We start from the raw sequence: 20,101 nt of genomic DNA on the forward strand, positions 1-20,101 counted from the left end.
GTCCGGCTGTTCCCTCAGGGAGATCCGGGGCCAGCTCGACGAACGCCTGGAAGACGCGCCGCAGTCCAGGCGGAAGATCGTGCAATTGTTCATCCAGTACAGCGAATATCTCTTCGATTTCGAGGAAAACGAGAAAACCCATATCGGCGGCACGACCTATATCGTGTCGCAGCCGGAGTTCGTGACGGACTACACGAAGCTTTCGTCGCTGCTGCAGTTTCTCGAGCACAAGCGGACGGTGGCACACTGGCTGAGCGAGCGCCATCACGACAACCGGATCGCCGTCACCATCGGGCGCGAGAACGGGCAGCGTGAAGTAACCTCGTGCAGCGTGGTGACTTCGACCTACCGAATCGGCGACATGACGGGTGTTATCGGGGTGATCGGCCCGACGCGCATGCCCTACGCGCGGCTGATGTCCGTCGTCGGCTACACGGCGAGGTACCTGAATACGAAATTCGCTTGAGTCTCAGGGGTTTTCGTACCGAACCGGTTTACCAGCGGACGTGAGCGATCACGCCCGCTTCGTTTTGATATGCCGGTCGCGTCCGGGCGTTACCGGGCGGACATTGCAGAACGGGCAAAAGCGGTAGAATGGACTGAACGGACTGAACCGAAAACGGTCGTCCGTGCTGAATTCCGGCGTAGTGACAGGAGGTTTGAAGTGTCTATGGGCAAGGAAGAGGAAGCAGCAATCGAGTCTGCGGCGTCGCCCGGTGACGCAGCCGAAGTGACCGGGACCACGGCGGAGGATAACGACCCGGAGGCCGGAGAGGATTCCGAGGCCGGGGCCGATTCCGCGGCCGGAGAGGATTCCGAGGCCGGGCCGGACCATGGCGCCGAACCGGGTAACGGACCGGCGGCCGGGGCGAAGGATCAGCCCGGCGGGGCCGCGTCCGGCGACGAAGCGGACTCCAGGGAGCCATCGGGTGGGGCTGCGGTCGATGCGGAGGAAGATGAACAGACCAGGCTGGCCGAGGAGGTCCTGCTTTACAAGGACCGCCTGGTACGCCTGGCCGCCGAGTTCGACAACTACAAGAAACGGACCGGCCGCGAGTTCACCGCGCTGGTAAAGAACGCGGGTGAATCGCTGATCACCGAGCTGCTGCCCATCCTCGACAACATCGAAAGGGCCCTCCAGGCTCCGCAGACCTCCGACGAGACCCGGTCCTTCGCCCAGGGTTTCGAGATGATCCGGCAGCAATTCCTGGAGAAACTGGAGAAGGCGGGGATGAAGGAGATCGCCGCCGAGGGAACGCCCTTCGATCCCACGCGGCACGAAGCCGTCATGGCCGTAGAAAACGAAGATCACCCGGCCGATACGGTGATCAACGTGGTCGAAAAGGGCTACACACTCAATGAAAAAGTCCTGCGCGCGGCCAAGGTCATCGTAACACGCGCGCCGGTGAAATCACCGGACCAGGCAGACCAGGCGGACCAGGCAGACCAGGCAGACCAGGCAGACCAGGCAGACCAGGCGGAAACGGAGAACCAGGACGGCAACCAGGCGTCGGGATCCAGTGGAAGATGAATAAACAGGACTACTACGATACCCTGGGCGTGGCGCGCTCGGCATCCGAGGACGAAATCAAGAAGGCGTACCGGAAGCTGGCCATGCAGTATCATCCGGACCGGAACCCGGACGACAAGGCAGCGGAGGAGAAATTCAAAACGGCCGCCGAAGCCTACGAGGTGCTCAGCGATCCGGACAAGCGCACGCGGTACGACCGGTTCGGCCACCAGGGCGTGGCCAGCGACTTCGGATCGGGCGGCTTCCAGTGGACGGACTTTTCCCACGCCGGAGACTTCGAGGACATCCTGGGGAACCTGTTCGGGGGCGGCATATTCGGCGACCTCTTCGGCGGGCGGACCCGTGGGAGGGCAAGCAACCGCGGCGAGGATCTGCGGGTGAACCTCAAGTTGACCCTTGAGGAACTGGCCCAGGGCGTCAGCAAGACGATTCGCATCAAGCGTTACGTGCCCTGCGACAGCTGCGATGGAGTCGGCGCCGCCGACCGGGACGGCGTGCGGACCTGTCCCACCTGCCACGGTCAGGGCCAGGTGCAGCAACGTGCGTCCTCCCTGTTCGGCGTCGTGATGAACGTGACGACCTGCCCGAACTGCCAGGGGCAGGGGAAGACCATCGACCGGCCCTGCAGCGCGTGCGAGGGGCAGGGCAGGCAGGTGAAGACGGTTACGGTCAAGGTGGATATCCCGACCGGCGCCGGCGACGGGAACTACATGCGACTTCAGGGCCAGGGCCACGCGGGGATCCGCGGCGGACCGGCGGGCGACGTGCTCGTCGTCATCGAACAGGAGTCCCACGAGTACTTCGAACGGCAGGACGACGACGTCATCTACGTCATGCCGCTCAGTTTCAGCCAGGCGGCCCTGGGTGACCAGGTCGAAGTCCCGACCCTCTCGGGCAAAGTCCGTCTCACCATCCCCCCCGGTACCCAGTTCGGCAAGGTGTTCCGGCTGCGGGGCAAGGGCATGCCCCACCTCAATGGTTACGGCCAGGGCGACCAGCTCGTAAAGGTCATCGTGTGGACGCCCACGGAACTCACCGGCCGGGAAAAGGAACTGTACCAGGAGTTGTCCCGCCTGCACAGCGGGAAGACACCGGAAAACGACCGGGGATTCCTCAACCGGATCCGGGACGAGTTGTTCGGCGACTGAGCCGCTGCGGAAACTCGAACTCCGACCCGCGTCCGCCCGATCCTCGCCTATGCGCCACTGGGTTGAAGTCACCATAGCCGTCTCGCCCGAAACCGAAGAAGCGATCGTCAACGCGTTCTGGGAACTGGGGTCCAGCGGGGTCCAGCAATCCGGGGATGGAAGTATCGGCACATCCGATCGCGTAACGGGCTTCTGGCCCGATCGGCCCGGAGTGGACGAGAAACTTCACCGGGTCGCACGCCTGTGGGAGGAACTTCGCAACCTGGGCCTGGCGGAAGGTCCTTGCCGGATCTCCACGCGCAGGGTTTCCGAAGACGACTGGTCCGGGAAATGGAAAGCGCAGGTGGGGCCCGTCCGGGTCTCGGAAGGGCTCACGGTCGCCCCGCCCTGGTCCGAGGTGCCCCAGTCCAATCGCTCGCTCGTGGTGCGGATCAACCCGGGCACCGGGTTCGGCACGGGCGGCCACGAAACCACGCAACTGTGCCTTCGGCAACTGGAAAAGCGGATCAGGCCGGGAGACCGGGTGCTTGATGTGGGATCGGGTTCCGGCGTGCTCTCCATTGCCGCGGTCCTCCGGGGCGCCTCCCGGGCGACGGGCATCGATATCGATCCCGAGACCCTCGGAAACGCGCGCGAGAACGCCCGGCTGAACGGGGTGGCCGACCGTGTCGACCTCCATGCCGGCCGCCTGGATCATCCTGCGGTGAGCGGCCGCTACCGGGTCGTGGTCTCCAATATCAGCGCGGCCAGCCTGACCGCCATGCTTCCCGGTTTCGCAGCCCACCTTCACCCCGGTGGCGAACTGATCCTGTCCGGACTGCTCATCGAGGAAGCCGGGTCATTCGAAGCTTTGCTGGCCAGCGAAGGATTTTCGCTGATCGAGCGGGAGACCCAGGGCGTCTGGTGGGCCGGCGCGGCTGTGCCGGCGATCTGACGGATGGCGACCGGCCGTTCCGGTAACGGCCGGACGGCAAGCCATGATCGGTGGAATTGATGGAATTCAGCTACGTGCCCCCGGAACGGATCACGGGAAATTCGGCCTTCGTTACCGACAAGGACGAACAGCATCACCTGGCCCGCTCATTGCGGAAGAAACCGGGGGACGCCGTGCATTTCGTGGACGGCGAAGGCTGGATCTACGACGGCGTGCTCGTAAGCTTGAAGCCGGAGATCGAAATCCAGATCCGGGACCGCCGGAGAGACCGGGAGACGGAATCGCCCGAAGTCACGCTCGCACCGTCGCTGCTCAAGGGGACGCGGCTGGACACCGTCGTCGAGAAGGCGACGGAACTGGGTGTTTCCGCCATCCTTCCCATGCGCACCGCCCGGACGGTGGCGGGCGGCAGGCCTGCAGGCAGGCAGGCCGGTCAACGGCTGGACCGCTGGCGGCGCATCGCCCTGAGCGCGATGAAGCAGTCGCTGCGCGCCCGATTGCCCCGAATCGAACCGGTCACGAGCATTGGGGACGTCGTGGGGACCGCGTCATCCTACGACCTGGCCCTCATCGCCTGGGAAGAGGAAGGGGAAAGGCGCCCGGGCCTCGCGGCGGGCCTCGACGCGACGGCAAGACGCGTCCTGCTGATGATCGGTCCCGAGGGCGGTTTCGCCGGGGAGGAGATCGCCATGGCCCGTGAGGCGGGCATGGTGACGGTTTCCCTGGGACGCTCGCGCCTGAGGTCCGACACGGCGGCCATCGCGGGACTGGCCCTGCTCATGGCGGCGCTGGACGCCCCGTGAGCGAGACTGACGGGAGTCACCGCCCCGTGTCAAGCACGAGGCACAATGGAGGACGATAACATGTCCGAGTGTCTGTTCTGCCGGATCGTCGCCGGATCGCTGCCCACCGAATTCGTCTACGAAGACGAGCACGTCGTGGCCTTCCGGGACATAAACCCCGCGGCCCCGGTGCATATCCTCATCGTGCCGCGGGAGCATATCGAAACGGTCGCCGACCTGGGCAGCGATGGGACCGGAGTCATGAGCCGGCTCACGGCGGCGGCGAACCGGATCGCCCGGGAAACCGGCGTCGACACCGGCGGATACCGGCTGATCGTCAACTGTGGCCCGGACGGGGGCCAGACCGTTTTCCATCTCCACATGCACCTGCTCGGCGGCCGCAAAATGCCCGAGCTGGCCGCTTGAGCGGCGAGGGGCGGGACGAAGGGCGCATATCGGAATCAAACGAATTAATCTCCTTGCTTTTTCTACCGGTCCATGGCATATTAGATAGGCTTGAATAGAGACGGAGAGTAAGACTTGGTTCACCCGATTCGAGAGGCATGAGAGGGGGTGTGAGGATGCCAGGTATTCGTGTCAGGGAAGGAGAACCGTTCGAAAAGGCCCTGCGTCGTTTTACCAAGACTTGCGAGAAAGTCGGCATCATGTCTGAAATACGCAAGCATCAGCATTTCGAAAAGCCAAGCGCGAAACGCAAGCGCAAGCTGAACGCGGCGAAGCGGAAGAATCAGAAGCGGCTCCAGCAGGAAAGATACTGAACGACCGGAGCGGGTCATGGCGCTTAAAGAGCGTTTGACGGATGACATGAAGTCGGCACTCAGGAACCGGGAGACCGTACGCCTCGGACTGGTCCGCATGATACGCGCGCAGATCAAGAACCGGGAGATCGCCAAGGGGAGCGACCTGGAGGACGAGGAAACAGTCGAGGTGGTCTCTTCCCTGATCAAGGCCAAGAGAGAAGCGCTGGAATTCGCCGTCAAGGGAGATCGAAAGGACCTGGTCGCCCAGGCCGAAGAAGAGCTGGAGATCCTTGCGTCCTATCTTCCGGAACAGTTGTCCGAGGAAGAGATCAGATCCGTCGTCCAGGAAGCCATCGACCAGTCCGGCGCAGCGGGACCGGGAGACCTGGGCAGGGTCATGGGCGCGGTCATGCCCCGGGTAAAGGGCCTGGCGGACGGCAGGCTCGTCAACACCATCGTGCGGGAATGCCTGGCCGGCCTGGCCACGCAGGACATGCAGTCCGTGCAGACCGGATAATACTCTTTATATCACGGTCTGCGACGGTCCTGATTTCGAAGCCTCTCCGAATCCCCGGGGAGGCTTTCCGTGTTTTGATGCCATGAACTGGATCGATATCGCCATCGGGATCCTCGTAATCTTTCAGGCGGCAACCGGCTTTGGCAAGGGAATCGCCCGGAGTCTGCTCGACCTTGCGGGCATCGTCGCGGCGGTGGTCATTTCCCTGACCCAGTTCGGTCTGGTGTCCGATTTCATCGGGCGCATGACCGGCATTTCCACTGGATGGCTGCACTGGTTCAGCCTGTTCGTCTGCCTGGTCCTGTCGCTCGCGCTGGCCAACGTCGTGACCGGCGTGGCCGGCCGGTCGTTACGGGGCGCTTCAAAGTCCCTTCTCGACCGCGTGGCCGGATTTCTGCTCGGCGGCGCGCGCGGCTGCGTCATCGCGAGCCTGCTGTTGATCCTTTACGCATTCATGCCGTTCTCCGGAACGGCGAAGACCCAGCTTGACCGGTCGTCCCTGGCACCGGAGACCATGTCCATCATACCGGCGATCATCGATACCGTCATGGACCGCGTCGCGCCCGGTTCCCCGCCGATCATGGAGAAACTGGCACGGTACCTGCTAACCAGGTAACCGGCCCGATGTGAGCGACCGAGCATGAAAATCGGTATACCTCCCCACACGCTGAAAGTACTGGAATTCGACGCCGTCAGGACCATGTGTTCGGAAAGAACGGTCTCCGCACCGGGCCACCGCCGGGCCATGTCCCTGGAACCGGGCAGAGACGTCGTCGTGATCGGGAACAACCTGCAGACCGTCACCGAGATGCGCGGATTCCTGGACCAGGCCGAAACGGTTCCCCTGCGGGGCATCAAGGACATCGGCGGGGCCCTGGAACGGGCCGGCGTGGCCGGAGCAAGAATGGAGCCCCAGACGCTGCTGGACATGGCCGACACCCTCCGGGTAAGCCGGCGCATGCGGGCATTCGGCCAGAGGTTGCGGAATCGTTCCACGGCCCCCCACGTCGGGTCCCTCACAGCCGGACTGGGAGACTTCCAGGAGATCGAAAACTCGATCGGTCAGGCCATCGACGGTGACGGCAACATACGCGACCACGCCAGTCCCGGGTTGCGGCGAATCCGCACGGACCAGCAGACCATGCGGGAGCGCGCGAGAAACTGGCTGCAGCGGTTCATCCAGTCGGAAGCCGGAGCCAAAGCACTGCAGGAACCGGTCATCACCATGCGGGACGGGCGGTACGTGGTCCCGGTACGCATGGACCACCGCGGCCAGGTGCAGGGCGTGGTCCACGACCAGTCGGCCAGCGGCGCCACGGTATTCATAGAACCCATCGGCGTCGTCGAATTCAACAACCGACTGCGCGAACTGATCGTGGCGGAAGGCCGCGAGATCGAGCGCATCCTGCTGTCCCTGACCGACCAGGTACACCAGCAGGTGGAAGCCATAACCGTTTCGTACGGCCTGCTGGGCCAGCTCGACTTCTTTCACGCGGCGGCCGTGCTTTCCATCGACCTCCGGGCCGCGCCGCCTCGGTTGAATACCGACGGGCACATCGTCCTGCGCAACGCCCGGCACCCCATCCTCGAGCTGTCGGACCAGTGCGAAACCGTCGTCCCGTTGAACCTGCAGGTCGGGGAAAGCGCGCAGACGCTCGTGATCACCGGTCCCAACATGGGCGGCAAGACGGTCGCCCTGAAGTCGATCGGCATCCTGACCATGATGGCCCAGTCCGGATTGCACATACCGGCGGACGACGACACCGAAATCGCCGTGTTCGACTCCATCTTCGCGGACATCGGGGACGAGCAGTCGATCGAGGCGAACCTGAGTACCTTCTCGGCCCACCTGGTGCATATCCGGACCATACTGGAGGAGGCTGACGATCACACGCTGGTGCTCCTCGACGAGCTGGGCGCCGGCACGGATCCATCTGCGGGGTCGGCCATGGGCATGGCCATCCTGGAATCGCTGACCCAGCGGGGGACCGTCACCGCGGCCACGACTCACTTCGATACGCTCAAGGCTTTCGCCACCCGGACCGCGGGGGTGGAAAACGGTTCGATGATCTTCGACGTGGAGACCCTGACACCTTCCTACCAGTTCAGGCAGGGCATTCCCGGCGCCAGCTACGCGCTGGAAATCGGCAGCCGGCTCGGCATGCCCGGTGACGTGCTCGAGCGCGCCTCCCGGTTCATGGGCAACGCCGAAAAGCGCCTGGACGAAGTCATCATGGAAGTGGACCGGAAGCACGAACTGCTCGTGGCCGCGCAGGAGCAGGCGGACCGGCTTCGCGCCGAACTGGACGGACTGAAACGGACCTACGAGGACCAGATCGCTTCTTACCGGCAAAAGGAACGCGACACGATCGCCGCCGGCCGGGAGAAGATGGACCGGCTGCTGAAAGACGCCCAGGCCGCCATCGACCAGGCGGTGGCCGCGGTCCGCAGGGAACAGGCCGCGGCCGGGGCCGTCGAGGCATCGCGCAAGACGGTCGGCGACCAGCGCGCGCGGCTCCAGCGCATGCTCGATACCATCGATTCAGCATCTTCTTCGGACGGGGACGCCGGGGAGGCTGCCGCGGACAGTACGGGCGCCGCTGCGGACAGTGCAGGCGCCGCTGCGGAACGCGCCGGGGAGGCCGCCGTGGAACCCTCCGTGAACTCCGGCACGGGACCCGCCCGTGAGGCCATTTCTGCGGGCGACGAGGTGTGGGTGGCGTCGCTGGGACAGGCGGGGAGCGTGATCCAGGTCCAGGGAGACCGGCTGCGCATCCGGACCGGCAGGATGGAGATCACGGCCCGGCGGTCCGAGGTCCGGTTGCATAAACCCGATCCCGCGCCGTCACGGGGAAAACCGGCAGGCCGCGTGGAAGTGCGGATGGACCGTCCACGCGCTGCCCTGACGGAACTGGACGTGCGGGGCTTCCGCGCCGGGGAGGCCATCGACGCCGTGGACCGCTACATCGACCAGACCACCCTTGATGACCTCAACGAAATCCGTATACTTCATGGTAAGGGTACCGGGGCCCTGAGCAGCGCGATCCAGGAGTTTCTGCAACACCACCCCCTGGTCAAGTCTTCCCATTTCGCCGAACAGCGCGACGGGGGGACCGGGGTGACCATCGTGGAGATGAAGGACTGAGCGCGTTCGCGCGCTGACGTCGCGCTGTCGCCGCGGTGGCGGGTTCAGACTGCGGCAGACGGACGATCCATATTCGATTTCAATTAACGTTCTTGAGGCAGGAGGGACGATCATGGCCTTTACGCTGCAACTGGGCGAATCCGCGCCGGGGTTCTCGCTTCCGGCGACGGACGGCAGGACCTACAGCCTGGACGATTTTTCGACCGCCGAGACGCTGGTGGTGTTCTTCACGTGCAACCACTGTCCCTACGTGACCGGTTCCGACGAAGTGACGCGCGTTTCCGCGGAGAAATTCGCGTCCCGCGGCGTCCGGTTCGTCGGGATCAACTCCAACAGCGAGGTTACCCATCCCGACGACGACTTCGATCAAATGGTCGTACGGATGAACGTCCATCGCTTCCCGTGGGTCTACCTGCGCGACCTGTCCCAGGATACCGCGCGGGCGTACGGCGCCCTCCGGACGCCCCACTTCTACGTCTTCGACCGGGACCGCAGCCTGGTCTACACCGGCCGCGGCGTCGACAGCCCCCGGGACGTGGACGGCATCACGGTGAACAACCTGGAAGCGGCCCTCGACGACGTAACGGCGGGACGTCCCGTGCGGACGGCGCTCACCAACCCCATAGGGTGCAACGTCAAGTGGGAGAACCAGGACGCGCACTGGATGCCGCCGGAGGCGTGCGACCTGGTGTGAGGATCTTCAACAAGCCCGCCCCAGGCCGGCGGCATACGCGGGGAGAGCGCCTTGGCGCGGATACCGGAAGAGCTCGTAGATTCGATCCGTTCGCAGGCAGACATCGTGGACGTCGTGTCCGACTACGTCACGCTGCGCCGATCGGGTAAGAACTACATGGGGCTCTGTCCGTTTCACGACGAGAAGACGCCTTCCTTCAGCGTCAACCCGGAGAAACAGATCTTCCACTGCTTCGGCTGCGGCAAGGGCGGCAGCGTGTTCACCTTCCTCACGGAGCACGAGAACGTCACATTCGTCGAAGCGGTCCACCACATCGCCCGGCGCCTCAACATCACCATACCCGATACGCACGGGGAACGCGAGGAAAGCAGCGAGGCGGAAAGCCTGGCGCGGGTGACCCGGTTCGCCGCCCGGTTCTTCCACGACCGGCTGATGAACAGCGGGCGGGATTCCATCGTCCGGCGGTACGCCGAACGGCGCGGGCTGTCCGAAGAGACGATAAAGTCCTTCGGGCTCGGCTACGCGCCCGATTCCTGGAACGACCTGCTCAGCACCGCCCAAAAACAGGGCATCGGCGCGGACTGGCTCGTCAAGGCCGGATTGGCCAAGACGGGTGAGCAGCGCACCTACGATGCCTTCCGGAAACGGCTCATCTTTCCCATACAGGCGCCGAGCGGCCGCGTGGTCGGATTCGGCGGGCGAGCGCTTTCCGACGAGGACCAGCCCAAGTACCTCAATTCACCCGAATCCCCCATCTACCGGAAGAGCCAGGTGCTCTACGGGCTGTACCAGGCCCGGGACGCGTTGCGGCGGCAGGGACAGGCGCTGGTCGTGGAAGGGTACATGGACCTGCTCGGCCTGCATGAACAAGGGATCCAGGGAGTGGTCGCCCTGTGCGGAACGGCGTTGACGCGGGAACAGGCCCGGCTCCTGGCGCGGTACGGGCAGCAGGCGTACCTCGTCTACGATTCGGACCAGGCCGGCGTACGGGCGACCTGGCGCGCCATCGAGCCCCTGGTGGAAAGTGGGCTCTGGACCCGCGTCGTGCGGCTGCCGGAGGACTACGACCCTGACTCCTACGTGCGGGAACACGGGCAGGACGGGTTCATGAAACTCGTCGAACAGGCCGATTCCCTGGCCGATTTCATGGGCTTTCACGCCAATCTCCAGGCAGCGGGCGATCGGGACGAAGTGTTCCGGATGCTGGCCGGCCTGATCCGAAAGACGACGAACCTGGTCCACCGGGAAATGTACCGGGAAGAAGCCGAACGCCGGTTTCCGGCGCTGCAGGGCCTGCTGGCCTCTGAGCTGCGGCACCCAGGCAGACCGGGCGGACCGGGCGGACCGGGCGGTTCGGGCACCGCGGGGCGTGATCGCCAGGCGACCCACGCTGCGCCGGCGCGGGACGGCGACGAGCGGGTGGAACGGGACCTGGTCCAGCTCATGCTCAGCGACCGGACCATCGCCGAACTCGTCGAAGGCCAGCTGGAGCCGCAGGACTTCAAGTATCCCCTGTACCGCCGGATCGTCGAACAGTGTCTCGCCGGACTGGGCGACGGGGGATCCTACGACCTTTCCGGCCTGATCGATACCATCGGCGACGACGAGGCCGCACGGGTGATCACGGAACTGATCAACACGTCGGACTCCGGCGTTCACCTGGAGCAGAGGGCCCGGGACCATATCGTCCGGATCAAGCAGAAACGGCTCAAGGAAAGCATGGCCCGCCTGATGGAACAGATCAAGCAAATGGAAACGGGAGGGCGAAGCAGCGAATTGAACGAAGCCATGGCCACCTACATGGAACTCAAGCAACAGGAAAAAGTCCTGCTGCGGTCGGCCCGCGGCGACTGAATTGCCGCCCCATCTTTTGCTTGACGATGACCCGCCGTTCGCCTATATTGGTCCCGCTTGTCGGGCATGCTGACTGGGCATCTACCATGGGCCTGTAGCTCAGTTGGTTAGAGCATCCGACTCATAATCGGACGGTCCCAGGTTCGAGTCCTGGCGGGCCCATTTGCCGGGCGCTTAGCTCAGCCGGTTAGAGTGCCACGCTCACATCGTGGAGGTCAGTGGTTCGAGTCCACTAGCGCCCATAGGGTGTAAAGGTTTACGTCGAAAAGCGGAGGCTTTCCTGAAGTCTCCGTTTTTTAATTGGGTCTGTCATGTATCGTCTCCTCGCCCTGGACATCGACGGCACGCTGCTCGACGGCAGGCGGGAAATGTCCGATGCCACGGTCGACGCCGTTCGGTACGCGGCCGGCCGCGGCGTCCACGTCACGGTGTGTACCGGGCGAAGCCTGCCCTCTGCCGAAGAGGCCGTGCGGCATCTGCCGTTGAACGTCCCCTACGTACTGAACAACGGCGCCATGATTTACGACGCCCCAGGTCGTCGCGCCAGGTATCTGCGAAACCTGCCGAGCCATCTTGCGATGGACGCCGTCCGGGTCTTTCGCGGTATCGGGTTTCATCCCATCGTGTATGGCCCCCTGCCCGAAGTGCAGTACTTCTACTACGACTCCTTCGATCCGGACAACCACGCGTTCATTGACTATGCAAAGCAGAATGCCGACCGCGTTCACCGGGTGGACGACGTCTGCGCGTTTCTGCGCCAGGACATTGCCTGCATCACGGTCGCCGAGCGCAACGAACGGGTCAATTCCCGGGAATCACACATAAGGGCCCAACTGCCCGATACGGGGGTGGTCTTCGAAATCAGCCCGTGGGACCCTGGCTACCACGTCATCACGGTCATGCCGGCCGGCGTGTCCAAAGGCGACGGACTGCGCAGGCTGGCCCGGCTTCTCGGGATCGGGCTCTCCGAGGTCATGGCCGTGGGGGACAACCTGAACGACCTGGAAATGCTCGACGTCGCGGGCCTGGGCGTGGCCATGGGAAATGGCCCCCCCGAAATCCTCGCCCGGGCGGATTATGTCACGGCTTCCGTGGACGACGAGGGTGTCGCCCGGGCTATCGAGCGCTTCATAAAGTGAATTGAAAGAGTTGCGGGCATGACCTACGACCTGATCGCCATCGACATCGACGGCACGTTGCTGACCTCGCGCCGCGAGGTCTCCCCGGTAACGCGCGAGGCGCTTCAAAGGGCCGTCTCGGCCGGGAAGCGCGTGGCGCTCTGTACGGGGCGAAGCCTGAACTCCGGCCGGGCCGCGGCGGAGCAGGTGCCGTCCTCCACGACGCTGGTCTTCCACAGCGGCGCGCTCATACTCGAGCACCTGGACGGCCCGTTGCTCAGGGCGCAAAACCTGCCCAGGGACCTGGCGGCCGACCTGGTCGATTTCTGCAGGCGGCGCGGTCACGACCCCCTCGTCTATGAACCGGTCCCGGAAAGCCGGTATATCTGGTTTGAATACCCCCGTACGGCGAACGGATGGCGAGAACGCTACCTGGAGGCCAATGCGGACAAGGCCTTCCAGGTGGACGGCCTGGAGGAGGTGCTGCACCGGGACCCGGCGCAGATCGCGGTGGCCGGAAGGGGATCGTCCATGCATGAACTGAAGGCGGAGCTGGCGGAATACGGCGACCGGATCGGCGTCATCTTGTCGCGCAGCACCCTGGTGGGCGACTACTGGTGCATGGAGATCGTACCGGCCGGCGTGTCCAAGGCGAAGGCCCTCGCTTTCCTCGGCGAACGCTACGAAATCGGAGCGGAGCGGATGATCAGTATCGGCGATAACTTCAATGACCTGGACATGATCGAATACGCCGGCCTCGGCGTGGCCATGGGGAACGCGCCCGACGCCGTGCGGCGCGCCGCGGACCGGGTCGCGCCGGACAATGACGCCGACGGGGTCGCCCACATCATCGACACCTGTCTGCTGTAAGCGCTTCCCCGGTCCGGCCGGTCCGGGGAGAATCATTTGATTTTTTAACGGATTTTCTTATCTTCCTGTATAACCCTGTTGACGCAGACGACGGACAAGACGAGAGATGGAGTCTGTACCGAAACAACATGACCCGTACCGGGACTAAGGAGATTGTCAAAATGACTCGAATGGTTATGGCTACCGCGGCGCTTTCCGCGCTGTTGCTGCTGATCGGAACCGCAGCGCCCCTGCATGCCCAGCATGACGATCCGAACATGGAATGGGTGATGGACGGCCCCCTGTTTGACCGTCTGGGCGGCGAAGAGATGATCATGGGCGTGATCGACGACTTCGTTGCCGCGGCCGTGGATGAGGAACCGTTGAAGGGTCATCTCGAAGGGGTCGACCAGGATGCGTGGAAGGAGACCCTGCTGGCCCAGTTCACTTTCGTCTCCGGCGGTGAAATCGAATACGACGGCAGCAGTTTCAAGGAAAGCCTGGCGGAAATGGGCATCGAGGAAGCCTCCATGGAGACCGTCGCCGATCAACTGACGATCGCGCTGGAGTTGAACGAGGCCTGGCCGGAAGACGTGGATGAACTGCTGGTCGCCCTGGAATTGAAAGAAGCCGAATTGACCGAAGAGGAGATGGCCGAAGAGGGGATGACCGAAGGGGAGATGGAAACAGGAAGCGGCCAGGACAGTGAGGCCGGGGACGCCGAAGCCAGCGACGCAGGGGAAGCCAGCGGCGACGCCGAAGCCAGTGAAACCAGCGACACCGGGGATGCGAGCAGCGACGCCGGAACAAGTGAAACCGGAGATGCCGCGGCGGATGGCGGGACCCGCAAGTAGCCTGACCCGCTTTTTCTACCGATTGCCATGACCGGGCGATGAGCGAAAGATCGTCCGGTCATTTATATATGGGGCGGACGCATGGCCATAGCGTACTTCGACTGCTTCTCCGGCATCAGCGGCGACATGATTCTCGGCGCGCTGGTGGACGCCGGCCTGGATTTCGATACGCTGAACAGCGAACTGGAGAAACTCCCCCTGGACGGTTTCCGGCTCACCCGAAAGACGGTGACCCGGCAGCTTATCGCGGGTACTAAGATCGATGTGATCGTCCGGACCGCGGAGGGCCGTGAAATCATCGAAGGCCCCGGCGAATCCGGACCCTTCCACGACCACGGGGAAGCGAGGCACCTGGAAGATTTGACCTCCGTCATCGAAGGCAGCACGCTCGACGGGGCCGTCAGAGGCCGGGCCATCGAGGTGTTCGATCACCTGGCGACGGCGGAAAGCAAAGTGCACGGCATCTCGAAACAGGAGGTACACCTCCACGAAGTCAGCGGGGTGGACGCTGTCGTGGACGTCGTGGGCGCCTGCATCGGCCTGGCCCTGCTCGACATAGACCGGGTTTACGCGTCGGCGCTGCCGGTGGGACGGGGATTTATCCACTGCGCGCACGGCCGGATGCCCGTCCCCGCCCCGGGCGCGCTTGAACTGATGCGCGACATGCCGGTTTACCACACCGGAATCGAAGGTGAACTGGTCACCCCGACCGGCGCCGCGTTCCTTAAAGCCACGGCCAACGGGCACGGAGTCCTGCCAAGGATGATTTTGAGGAAGATCGGCTATGGCGCGGGTACGAAGGATCTCCCGGAACACCCGAACCTGCTCCGGGTTTTTATCGGCGACGGTGTGGACTGACCGGGTCGAAGCGGACCCGTTGCCCACCGCTGCTTAAGTGGACAAGGCCATCATGTTGCTCCAACTCGCCCTGGACACGCCGCACGCGGATACGGTTCGCCGCCTGTTGGACGAGACCGCCGGCGACGTGGACATCATCGAACTCGGAACGCCCCTGCTGATCCGTTACGGGGTCGACATCATCGCCGGGATCAGGCGGGACCATCCCGACAAGAAGATCCTGGCGGATCTCAAGATCGCCGATGCCGGCGCCGTGGAATCGGGCCTTGCCTTTGATGCGGGAGCGGACATCGTAACCGTGCTCGGGACGGCCCACCCGGCCACGCTTCGGGAAGCGGTCGAGCGGGCGAAGCGCTCCGGCGGCCGGGTCATGGCCGACCTGATCACCGTCCGCGCATTGGACGAGGCGGTTTCCCTGGCCCGCAGGCTGGATCGGTCCGGGCTGGATTACATTTGTCTGCACACGGCTTTCGACGCCCGGGGGCCGGGAGGACCGGGCGGACCGGGCGGACCGGGCGATTCAGCGCGAGACCTGGAAGGCATAGGCCAGGTCGGCGCAGCGGTCGAACGGGCGGGGCTGGCCGTCGCGGGCGGACTGGACCCCGACTACATAAAGCGGTTGATACCGCACGGGCCGGACATCGTGATCGTTGGAGGTTACATCACCGGAAACGCCGACCCCGGCCGCGCAGTCCGTGCGGTCCGAGCGGTCCGGCAGAGCATGGAGACTGTGCATCGAGCCGATGGATAACGAGAGAGCCTCTCCCCCATTCGATGTAGTCGCCCAGTCCATCCTGGACGAACTCCGGCAGACGCTGAACCAGGTCTCAAGCGACGAAGTCGAGGCGCTGGTGCGGGAAGTCACTGGGGCCCGGCGGGTTTTCGTTGCCGGCGCGGGACGTTCCGGGCTGGTCATGCACAGCTTCGCCATGCGCCTTGCGCAGCTCGGCCTGCTGGTCCACGTGGTGGGCGAAACGACCTCGTCCGCCATCCGACCTGGCGACCTGCTGCTGATCGGATCGGGATCTGGCGTGACGGACCGCCTGGTCCGCTATGCCGGGAAAGCCGCCGAGGCCGGCGCGCGTGTTGCGGCGGCGACCGCCGTCCCGGATTCTCCCGTCGCCCGGCGGGCGGACGTTGTCGTCGTCATACCGGCGCCCACGCCGAAATCACCGAAAGAAACCAGCGGACAGGAACAACGGTCGGGCCAGCCGATGGGCACGCTCTTCGAACAGAGCCTCGGGGTGATGCTCGATGCCTGCGTCATGCTGCTCATGGCGCGGCTCGGCGAAACCGGACGGAGCATGTTCGCCCGCCACGCCAATCTGGAGTAGGCGCCGGTAGTTCCGGCAAGCGCCGGTAGCTCTCGCGTGTCTGCGGTCCCGGGCCGCGGCTCCGTGCCGCGGATGCTATGCCTTCGACAAGCGCCTGAGCACTTCCCGGTCCAGGACGGCCTTCAGGAATCCACGCCAGTGGCCGTTGCGGTCTCTGTCCGCCGACCGGTAGGGATCGGTACCGATGTACAGGGCGCCGCCGTCCTTGTGCGGTTTCAGGATCACCGCGGGCGAACCGTCGCCCCACCGTCCGATGACGCGCACGTCGTCGTCGATTTCCGCCGGTCGGACCCGCCACTGGTGCGCGTCGAGCGCGGCGCCCTCGGGCAGGTCGGGCCAGCCGGCAGTCAGCAGGATCCGGTCCGGATCATTGAGGACGGACTCCGCCTGTATGCCGAACACGCGTGCCCGCGCGTCGCCGTGACGCATCCCCTCGTCCAGGCGGAAGTCGTCGGCCGAACCCACGATCCATCCGCCTGCCCGCATGTAGCGAATCAACCGTTCGACGACCGCTTCTTTCACCGTTGGACAGGGCGTGCAGCAGAGCCATTCACACCCGGAGAGTTTGTCCCCGTCCGATACCTGGTGATCGGACGCGTATCCCACTTCCCGCCCCGTGCTCTCTTCGAGGATGCCATGGGGAGTCCAAACGTCCAGCGCGGGCACGCGGCTCGCGAAGGAATCATACGAAAGCAGGCATCGGTATTCCGTGGATGGTCCATTCGCGCGTTCCATTTCGGTCACCGAACGACTCAGTGTGGAAATCGCCGCCCATTGCTCCGGGTTCGATTCCGACAGGGACCTGCCCCGTATGGCCCGGCCTTCCCACCACGCGGTATCGTCCCAGTTATGCCAGCCAACGGCCGATACCCCCGGCGCAATGGCCGCGCCCGACCATTCCCGCAGCTCCCGAAGCGTGGCCTGGTACCTGCCCCGCATCATCTGCGAACCGACGACCATCCAGACGTCCCTTTCCGCCAGAGACCCGGCCGAGCGTGCCGACCAGCGGATCAGGCGGCCGGTATCCGCCGCGGACCGAACCGGCGGGGATCCCGGATCGATGATGACGAAGTCCAGCGCGCGGGCCGTCTGCTGAAAGTGGACCAGCGTTTCGGCGGGCAGGAGGGCGTCGAGATGGAAAGCCATCGTCGTCTTCAGGTTCGATTTCACCTTCTTCACGGCCCGGGCCACTTCTGCCGTAAACAGCGCATGTTGTTCCATCTGCCAGATCCTGCGCCCATGCCGGTATCCGTCTTCGGTCATCTCCATCGTCAACAGGCGGCCTTCGACGGACTCCATCACCTGTTGCCAGCGGTCCTCGGGGTACTCGCTGCCTCCCGTGGGCGCGTCCTCCAGCTGCAGCGCGTACAATCCCTTGCAGGACCCGAATACTTCCGACACGCGCCGCACATAGTCAAGGCGCCACGCCCGGGTGTCGGGCAACAGGTACAGGGCTTTCGGGTTGCCGATGTGCAGGATGGACCGGATGCCCGCGTCTGCCGCGGTGCCGATCATTTCTTTCACCCGGTCCGTCTGGTCTTCGGAGGCCAGCTGGTTTCTGAGATCGAATCCGTCTCGGAAGACGACGAATTGAAATCCACCGGCTTTGAGCTCGGCGAAGTCGTCGCGCCATCGGTCCGCGCGGTCAAACTCGTTATAGTACGTGAAAGCCTGTAGTCTTGTTTTGGCGAACATGTCTCCCTTCCCGGCGTAAACCCGCGATTGAAATCGCGATTGTAGTCGCGTCGGCTCTTGGGTGAATAGACAAATGGGTGAATGGGTAAATGGGTGATTGAAGGCAATGCGGAAAGGCGCCGTCCGGTCGAAATCAGAACGCCTGTCCGAGACCGAAGTAGAAGAACGTCCGGTCGTACTTCCTCGAATTGGGCGGGTCGATCTTGCTTTGATTGTGAAAGCCCACGTCGCCCCGAATCAGCCCGATCGGCGAATTCACCCGGACTCCCGCCCCGTAACCGAGCAGGAGATCTCCGAAACCGAAAGAACCCACCGTCTTGCCTACCCCGCCCCAGTCCGCGAACAAGGCCAGGTCAAAACGGGAAAAGGGTATCTGGACTTCATGCTGCGCGCTGATGGCGATCAATCCGCCGTCGGGCTGGCCGATCCGGTTAATGCCGAACCCCCGCACCGATCGGTCGCCTCCGATGAACAGTCTGCTGTCGAGGGGTACGCGGTTTTCATTCAGCGCCCTCACGTAGGCGAACGAGACCGCAGTGGAAAAATCCGGCGCGTTGGAAAAAGACAGGTACTTACGGGCTATGGCCCTCACCGTAAGTATCGAGCTCCGGTTGAGCGTGGAACTGCCGAGCAGTGGGCTGGCCACGCTACTCTGGAATTGACCGTAGAAACCCGTCTTCGGATTCAGGATATCATCCCGCGTGTCGTACGTCACAAGCCCGGTCAGACTGCCTTCGCGCCTGGACCGAAGGCTGTCGACTTCCGAACCGCTTCGCAGGAGCTCGGCCAGTTCGTCGCTTAGCGACGACACCTCGATGTTCTTCAGCGTATAGGTCAGTTGACTGCGGTAGGTGCGGGAGAGTTCGCGGTTGACCGCCACGGACACGCCCGCTTCCTGCTCGGTATGGCTGATGCGGTCCTCGCGCCGGAAGAACGCGCGCAGGATGCCCGTCGTCCTGGTCCGGAACAACCACGGCTGAGTGACCCCCGACTCGACGTGCTGGAAGAGCGTACTGATCTGACCGTTGGCGCCAATGGTGATCCCCCGGCCCAGCAAGTTTCGGTAGGCGACACTGAAGCTGCCCCTGAAGCGTTCGGCCGTGGCGTACCCGGCGCCGAAGCTCACCTCGCCACCGGGCAGTTCGGTGACCTCCACCACCAGGTCCCGCACCGTGGCGGAGGTGTCGCTCCTCAGGGGCGACAGGCGCACGCTGCGGAACAGGCCCGTCTGGAAGAGCCGGGTCTGGCTCAACGATATCTTCGCGTTGTCATAGAGTTCTCCCGGTTGGATCTCCAGTTCGCGGATCACCACGTTTCTGTGGGTCTTCAGCAGACCTCGGACCTGTATCGTGCCCACGCTGACTGGATGCCCTTCGGTAACCCGGAAGTTTACGGTAATGGTACGGTCCTCCACGTGCAGCACGATGTTCGAATCCACCACCACGTCCAGCAGCGCCCGGCGATCGGCGAGACGTTGGATGTAGCGTTTGTCCGTCGCGGCGGACAGCCGGTAGAAAACCTGGCCTTCCCGCGTGATCAGGTTCTGCCGGACCTCGTCTTCGGACAGGTATCCGAAGCCGTTCAGATTGACCGCGCGCACGGTGTACCGCGGACCTTCGTCGATGACGATCCTGAGCGCGATCCGATCCGTGTCAATCTCTTCGCGAACGGACCGGACTCTTGCGTCCAGAAACCCGCTGTTCCTGTAGAAACTCTCTATCGCCGACAGGTCGGTCCGCCAGACGGCGTTGTTTATTCGTCTGCGTTGCCAGAATCTGGGCCTTAGAAAACTGTCCGTTCTGGTTTCGATCAGACTGAGTATACGGTCCTCGGCGATGGACGCGTTGCCATCGACGACGATGCGCTCGACGATAAGGGACTGCTGGGCGTTGGTGGGGAAAGCGTACAGGATCGCCAGGAGAAACAGCGTCCGGATCGTACCGGTATACCGCATCCGGGATGAGCCGATACGACCCGATTCGGCAACGGTTGGCTTCGAGGGAAGCCTCATTCCCTTTACCATGTGA

The 20,101-nt window shown here is 64.0% G+C and carries 20 protein-coding genes and 2 tRNA genes; 20 read left to right on the forward strand and 2 right to left on the reverse strand.

All coding sequences use genetic code 11. The features are described from left to right. From F4Z81_04300 to hxlB, 20 genes are all read left to right on the forward strand, one after another. Positions 1–466 (forward strand): hypothetical protein (locus tag F4Z81_04300; protein ID MXW04276.1); only part of this gene is annotated, 466 nt, incomplete at its 5' end. A 69-nt stretch (positions 467–535) separates the two neighbouring features. Continuing rightward, entirely contained in the window at positions 536–1,531 is a 996-nt protein-coding gene (grpE, locus tag F4Z81_04305) for a nucleotide exchange factor GrpE (GenBank protein ID MXW04277.1), read from the forward strand. Beyond that, complete coding sequence (gene dnaJ / locus F4Z81_04310; GenBank protein ID MXW04278.1) at positions 1,528–2,679, forward strand: molecular chaperone DnaJ; 1,152 nt, start codon at positions 1,528–1,530, stop codon at positions 2,677–2,679. Before grpE ends, dnaJ begins: the two co-directional genes overlap by 4 nt. Positions 2,680–2,728: 49 nt before the next feature. Next, positions 2,729–3,613 (forward strand): 50S ribosomal protein L11 methyltransferase, encoded by an 885-nt coding sequence (gene prmA / locus F4Z81_04315; GenBank protein ID MXW04279.1) that lies wholly within the window; start codon positions 2,729–2,731, stop codon positions 3,611–3,613. Between the two features lie 59 nt (positions 3,614–3,672). Continuing rightward, positions 3,673–4,416 (forward strand): 16S rRNA (uracil(1498)-N(3))-methyltransferase, encoded by a 744-nt coding sequence (locus F4Z81_04320; protein ID MXW04280.1) that lies wholly within the window; start codon positions 3,673–3,675, stop codon positions 4,414–4,416. Between the two features lie 60 nt (positions 4,417–4,476). Next, the gene (locus tag F4Z81_04325) at positions 4,477–4,821 is read left to right on the forward strand and encodes a histidine triad nucleotide-binding protein (GenBank protein ID MXW04281.1); all 345 of its coding nucleotides are present in this window, start codon (positions 4,477–4,479) and stop codon (positions 4,819–4,821) included. A gap of 155 nt (positions 4,822–4,976) precedes the next feature. Further along, on the forward strand, positions 4,977–5,174 hold the full coding sequence (rpsU, locus tag F4Z81_04330; GenBank protein MXW04282.1) for a 30S ribosomal protein S21: 198 nt from the start codon (positions 4,977–4,979) through the stop codon (positions 5,172–5,174). A 16-nt stretch (positions 5,175–5,190) separates the two neighbouring features. Then, positions 5,191–5,673 carry a GatB/YqeY domain-containing protein gene (locus F4Z81_04335; protein ID MXW04283.1) on the forward strand — a complete coding sequence of 161 codons (483 nt, stop codon included), beginning with the start codon at positions 5,191–5,193 and terminating at the stop codon, positions 5,671–5,673. An 82-nt stretch (positions 5,674–5,755) separates the two neighbouring features. Next, positions 5,756–6,289, forward strand: coding sequence for a CvpA family protein (locus F4Z81_04340; protein MXW04284.1), 534 nt, complete (start codon positions 5,756–5,758; stop codon positions 6,287–6,289). A 24-nt stretch (positions 6,290–6,313) separates the two neighbouring features. Continuing rightward, positions 6,314–8,818 carry an endonuclease MutS2 gene (locus F4Z81_04345; GenBank protein ID MXW04285.1) on the forward strand — a complete coding sequence of 835 codons (2,505 nt, stop codon included), beginning with the start codon at positions 6,314–6,316 and terminating at the stop codon, positions 8,816–8,818. Positions 8,819–8,930: 112 nt separating this feature from the next. Further along, entirely contained in the window at positions 8,931–9,512 is a 582-nt protein-coding gene (locus F4Z81_04350) for a thioredoxin family protein (protein ID MXW04286.1), read from the forward strand. Between the two features lie 33 nt (positions 9,513–9,545). Beyond that, positions 9,546–11,366 (forward strand): DNA primase, encoded by a 1,821-nt coding sequence (locus F4Z81_04355; protein ID MXW04287.1) that lies wholly within the window; start codon positions 9,546–9,548, stop codon positions 11,364–11,366. 88 nt (positions 11,367–11,454) lie between these two features. Next, a tRNA-Ile gene (locus F4Z81_04360) sits at positions 11,455–11,528 on the forward strand. Positions 11,529–11,534: 6 nt separating this feature from the next. Next, positions 11,535–11,608, forward strand: a tRNA-Val gene (locus F4Z81_04365). A gap of 69 nt (positions 11,609–11,677) precedes the next feature. Next, entirely contained in the window at positions 11,678–12,505 is an 828-nt protein-coding gene (locus F4Z81_04370; GenBank protein MXW04288.1) for an HAD family phosphatase, read from the forward strand. 18 nt (positions 12,506–12,523) lie between these two features. After that, a complete protein-coding gene (locus F4Z81_04375; GenBank protein ID MXW04289.1) occupies positions 12,524–13,354 on the forward strand; it encodes an HAD family phosphatase in 831 nt (276 codons plus the stop codon). Between the two features lie 161 nt (positions 13,355–13,515). Further along, on the forward strand, positions 13,516–14,187 hold the full coding sequence (locus F4Z81_04380; GenBank protein MXW04290.1) for a hypothetical protein: 672 nt from the start codon (positions 13,516–13,518) through the stop codon (positions 14,185–14,187). 81 nt (positions 14,188–14,268) lie between these two features. Then, positions 14,269–15,045: a LarC family nickel insertion protein gene (locus F4Z81_04385; GenBank protein ID MXW04291.1), complete on the forward strand. Its 777-nt coding sequence runs from the start codon at positions 14,269–14,271 to the stop codon at positions 15,043–15,045. 52 nt (positions 15,046–15,097) lie between these two features. Further along, a complete protein-coding gene (locus tag F4Z81_04390) occupies positions 15,098–15,796 on the forward strand; it encodes a 3-hexulose-6-phosphate synthase (GenBank protein MXW04292.1) in 699 nt (232 codons plus the stop codon). Continuing rightward, positions 15,789–16,379: a 6-phospho-3-hexuloisomerase gene (hxlB, locus tag F4Z81_04395; protein MXW04293.1), complete on the forward strand. Its 591-nt coding sequence runs from the start codon at positions 15,789–15,791 to the stop codon at positions 16,377–16,379. The genes F4Z81_04390 and hxlB overlap by 8 nt, the downstream gene beginning before the upstream one ends. Before the next feature lie 75 nt (positions 16,380–16,454). On the opposite strand, the gene F4Z81_04400 is transcribed toward hxlB, so the two are convergent. Together F4Z81_04400 and F4Z81_04405 are read right to left on the reverse strand one after the other, a co-directional pair. Next, complete coding sequence (locus F4Z81_04400) at positions 16,455–18,074, reverse strand: hypothetical protein (protein ID MXW04294.1); 1,620 nt, start codon at positions 18,072–18,074, stop codon at positions 16,455–16,457. A gap of 133 nt (positions 18,075–18,207) precedes the next feature. After that, entirely contained in the window at positions 18,208–20,097 is a 1,890-nt protein-coding gene (locus F4Z81_04405) for a BamA/TamA family outer membrane protein (protein ID MXW04295.1), read from the reverse strand. Between the last annotated feature and the right edge of the window lie 4 nt (positions 20,098–20,101).

The sequence above is a fragment of the Gemmatimonadota bacterium genome, assembly GCA_009835325.1.
Classification (GTDB): Bacteria; JAAXHH01; JAAXHH01; order JAAXHH01; family JAAXHH01; genus JAAXHH01.

Excerpts from the sequence above, each read along its gene's own strand:
- hxlB (MXW04293.1), top strand. The coding sequence starts at position 15,789 with ATGGATAACGAGAGAGCCTCTCCCCCATTCGATGTAGTCGCCCAGTCC.
- F4Z81_04340 (MXW04284.1), top strand. The coding sequence starts at position 5,756 with ATGAACTGGATCGATATCGCCATCGGGATCCTCGTAATCTTTCAGGCG.
- prmA (MXW04279.1), top strand. The coding sequence starts at position 2,729 with ATGCGCCACTGGGTTGAAGTCACCATAGCCGTCTCGCCCGAAACCGAA.
- F4Z81_04400 (MXW04294.1), bottom strand. The coding sequence starts at position 18,074 with ATGTTCGCCAAAACAAGACTACAGGCTTTCACGTACTATAACGAGTTT.
- F4Z81_04320 (MXW04280.1), top strand. The coding sequence starts at position 3,673 with ATGGAATTCAGCTACGTGCCCCCGGAACGGATCACGGGAAATTCGGCC.
- grpE (MXW04277.1), top strand. The coding sequence starts at position 536 with ATGCCGGTCGCGTCCGGGCGTTACCGGGCGGACATTGCAGAACGGGCA.
- F4Z81_04405 (MXW04295.1), bottom strand. The coding sequence starts at position 20,097 with ATGGTAAAGGGAATGAGGCTTCCCTCGAAGCCAACCGTTGCCGAATCG.
- F4Z81_04370 (MXW04288.1), top strand. The coding sequence starts at position 11,678 with ATGTATCGTCTCCTCGCCCTGGACATCGACGGCACGCTGCTCGACGGC.
- F4Z81_04390 (MXW04292.1), top strand. The coding sequence starts at position 15,098 with ATGTTGCTCCAACTCGCCCTGGACACGCCGCACGCGGATACGGTTCGC.
- F4Z81_04375 (MXW04289.1), top strand. The coding sequence starts at position 12,524 with ATGACCTACGACCTGATCGCCATCGACATCGACGGCACGTTGCTGACC.
- F4Z81_04385 (MXW04291.1), top strand. The coding sequence starts at position 14,269 with ATGGCCATAGCGTACTTCGACTGCTTCTCCGGCATCAGCGGCGACATG.
- rpsU (MXW04282.1), top strand. The coding sequence starts at position 4,977 with ATGCCAGGTATTCGTGTCAGGGAAGGAGAACCGTTCGAAAAGGCCCTG.
- F4Z81_04335 (MXW04283.1), top strand. The coding sequence starts at position 5,191 with ATGGCGCTTAAAGAGCGTTTGACGGATGACATGAAGTCGGCACTCAGG.
- dnaJ (MXW04278.1), top strand. The coding sequence starts at position 1,528 with ATGAATAAACAGGACTACTACGATACCCTGGGCGTGGCGCGCTCGGCA.
- F4Z81_04345 (MXW04285.1), top strand. The coding sequence starts at position 6,314 with ATGAAAATCGGTATACCTCCCCACACGCTGAAAGTACTGGAATTCGAC.
- F4Z81_04325 (MXW04281.1), top strand. The coding sequence starts at position 4,477 with ATGTCCGAGTGTCTGTTCTGCCGGATCGTCGCCGGATCGCTGCCCACC.
- F4Z81_04350 (MXW04286.1), top strand. The coding sequence starts at position 8,931 with ATGGCCTTTACGCTGCAACTGGGCGAATCCGCGCCGGGGTTCTCGCTT.
- F4Z81_04380 (MXW04290.1), top strand. The coding sequence starts at position 13,516 with ATGACTCGAATGGTTATGGCTACCGCGGCGCTTTCCGCGCTGTTGCTG.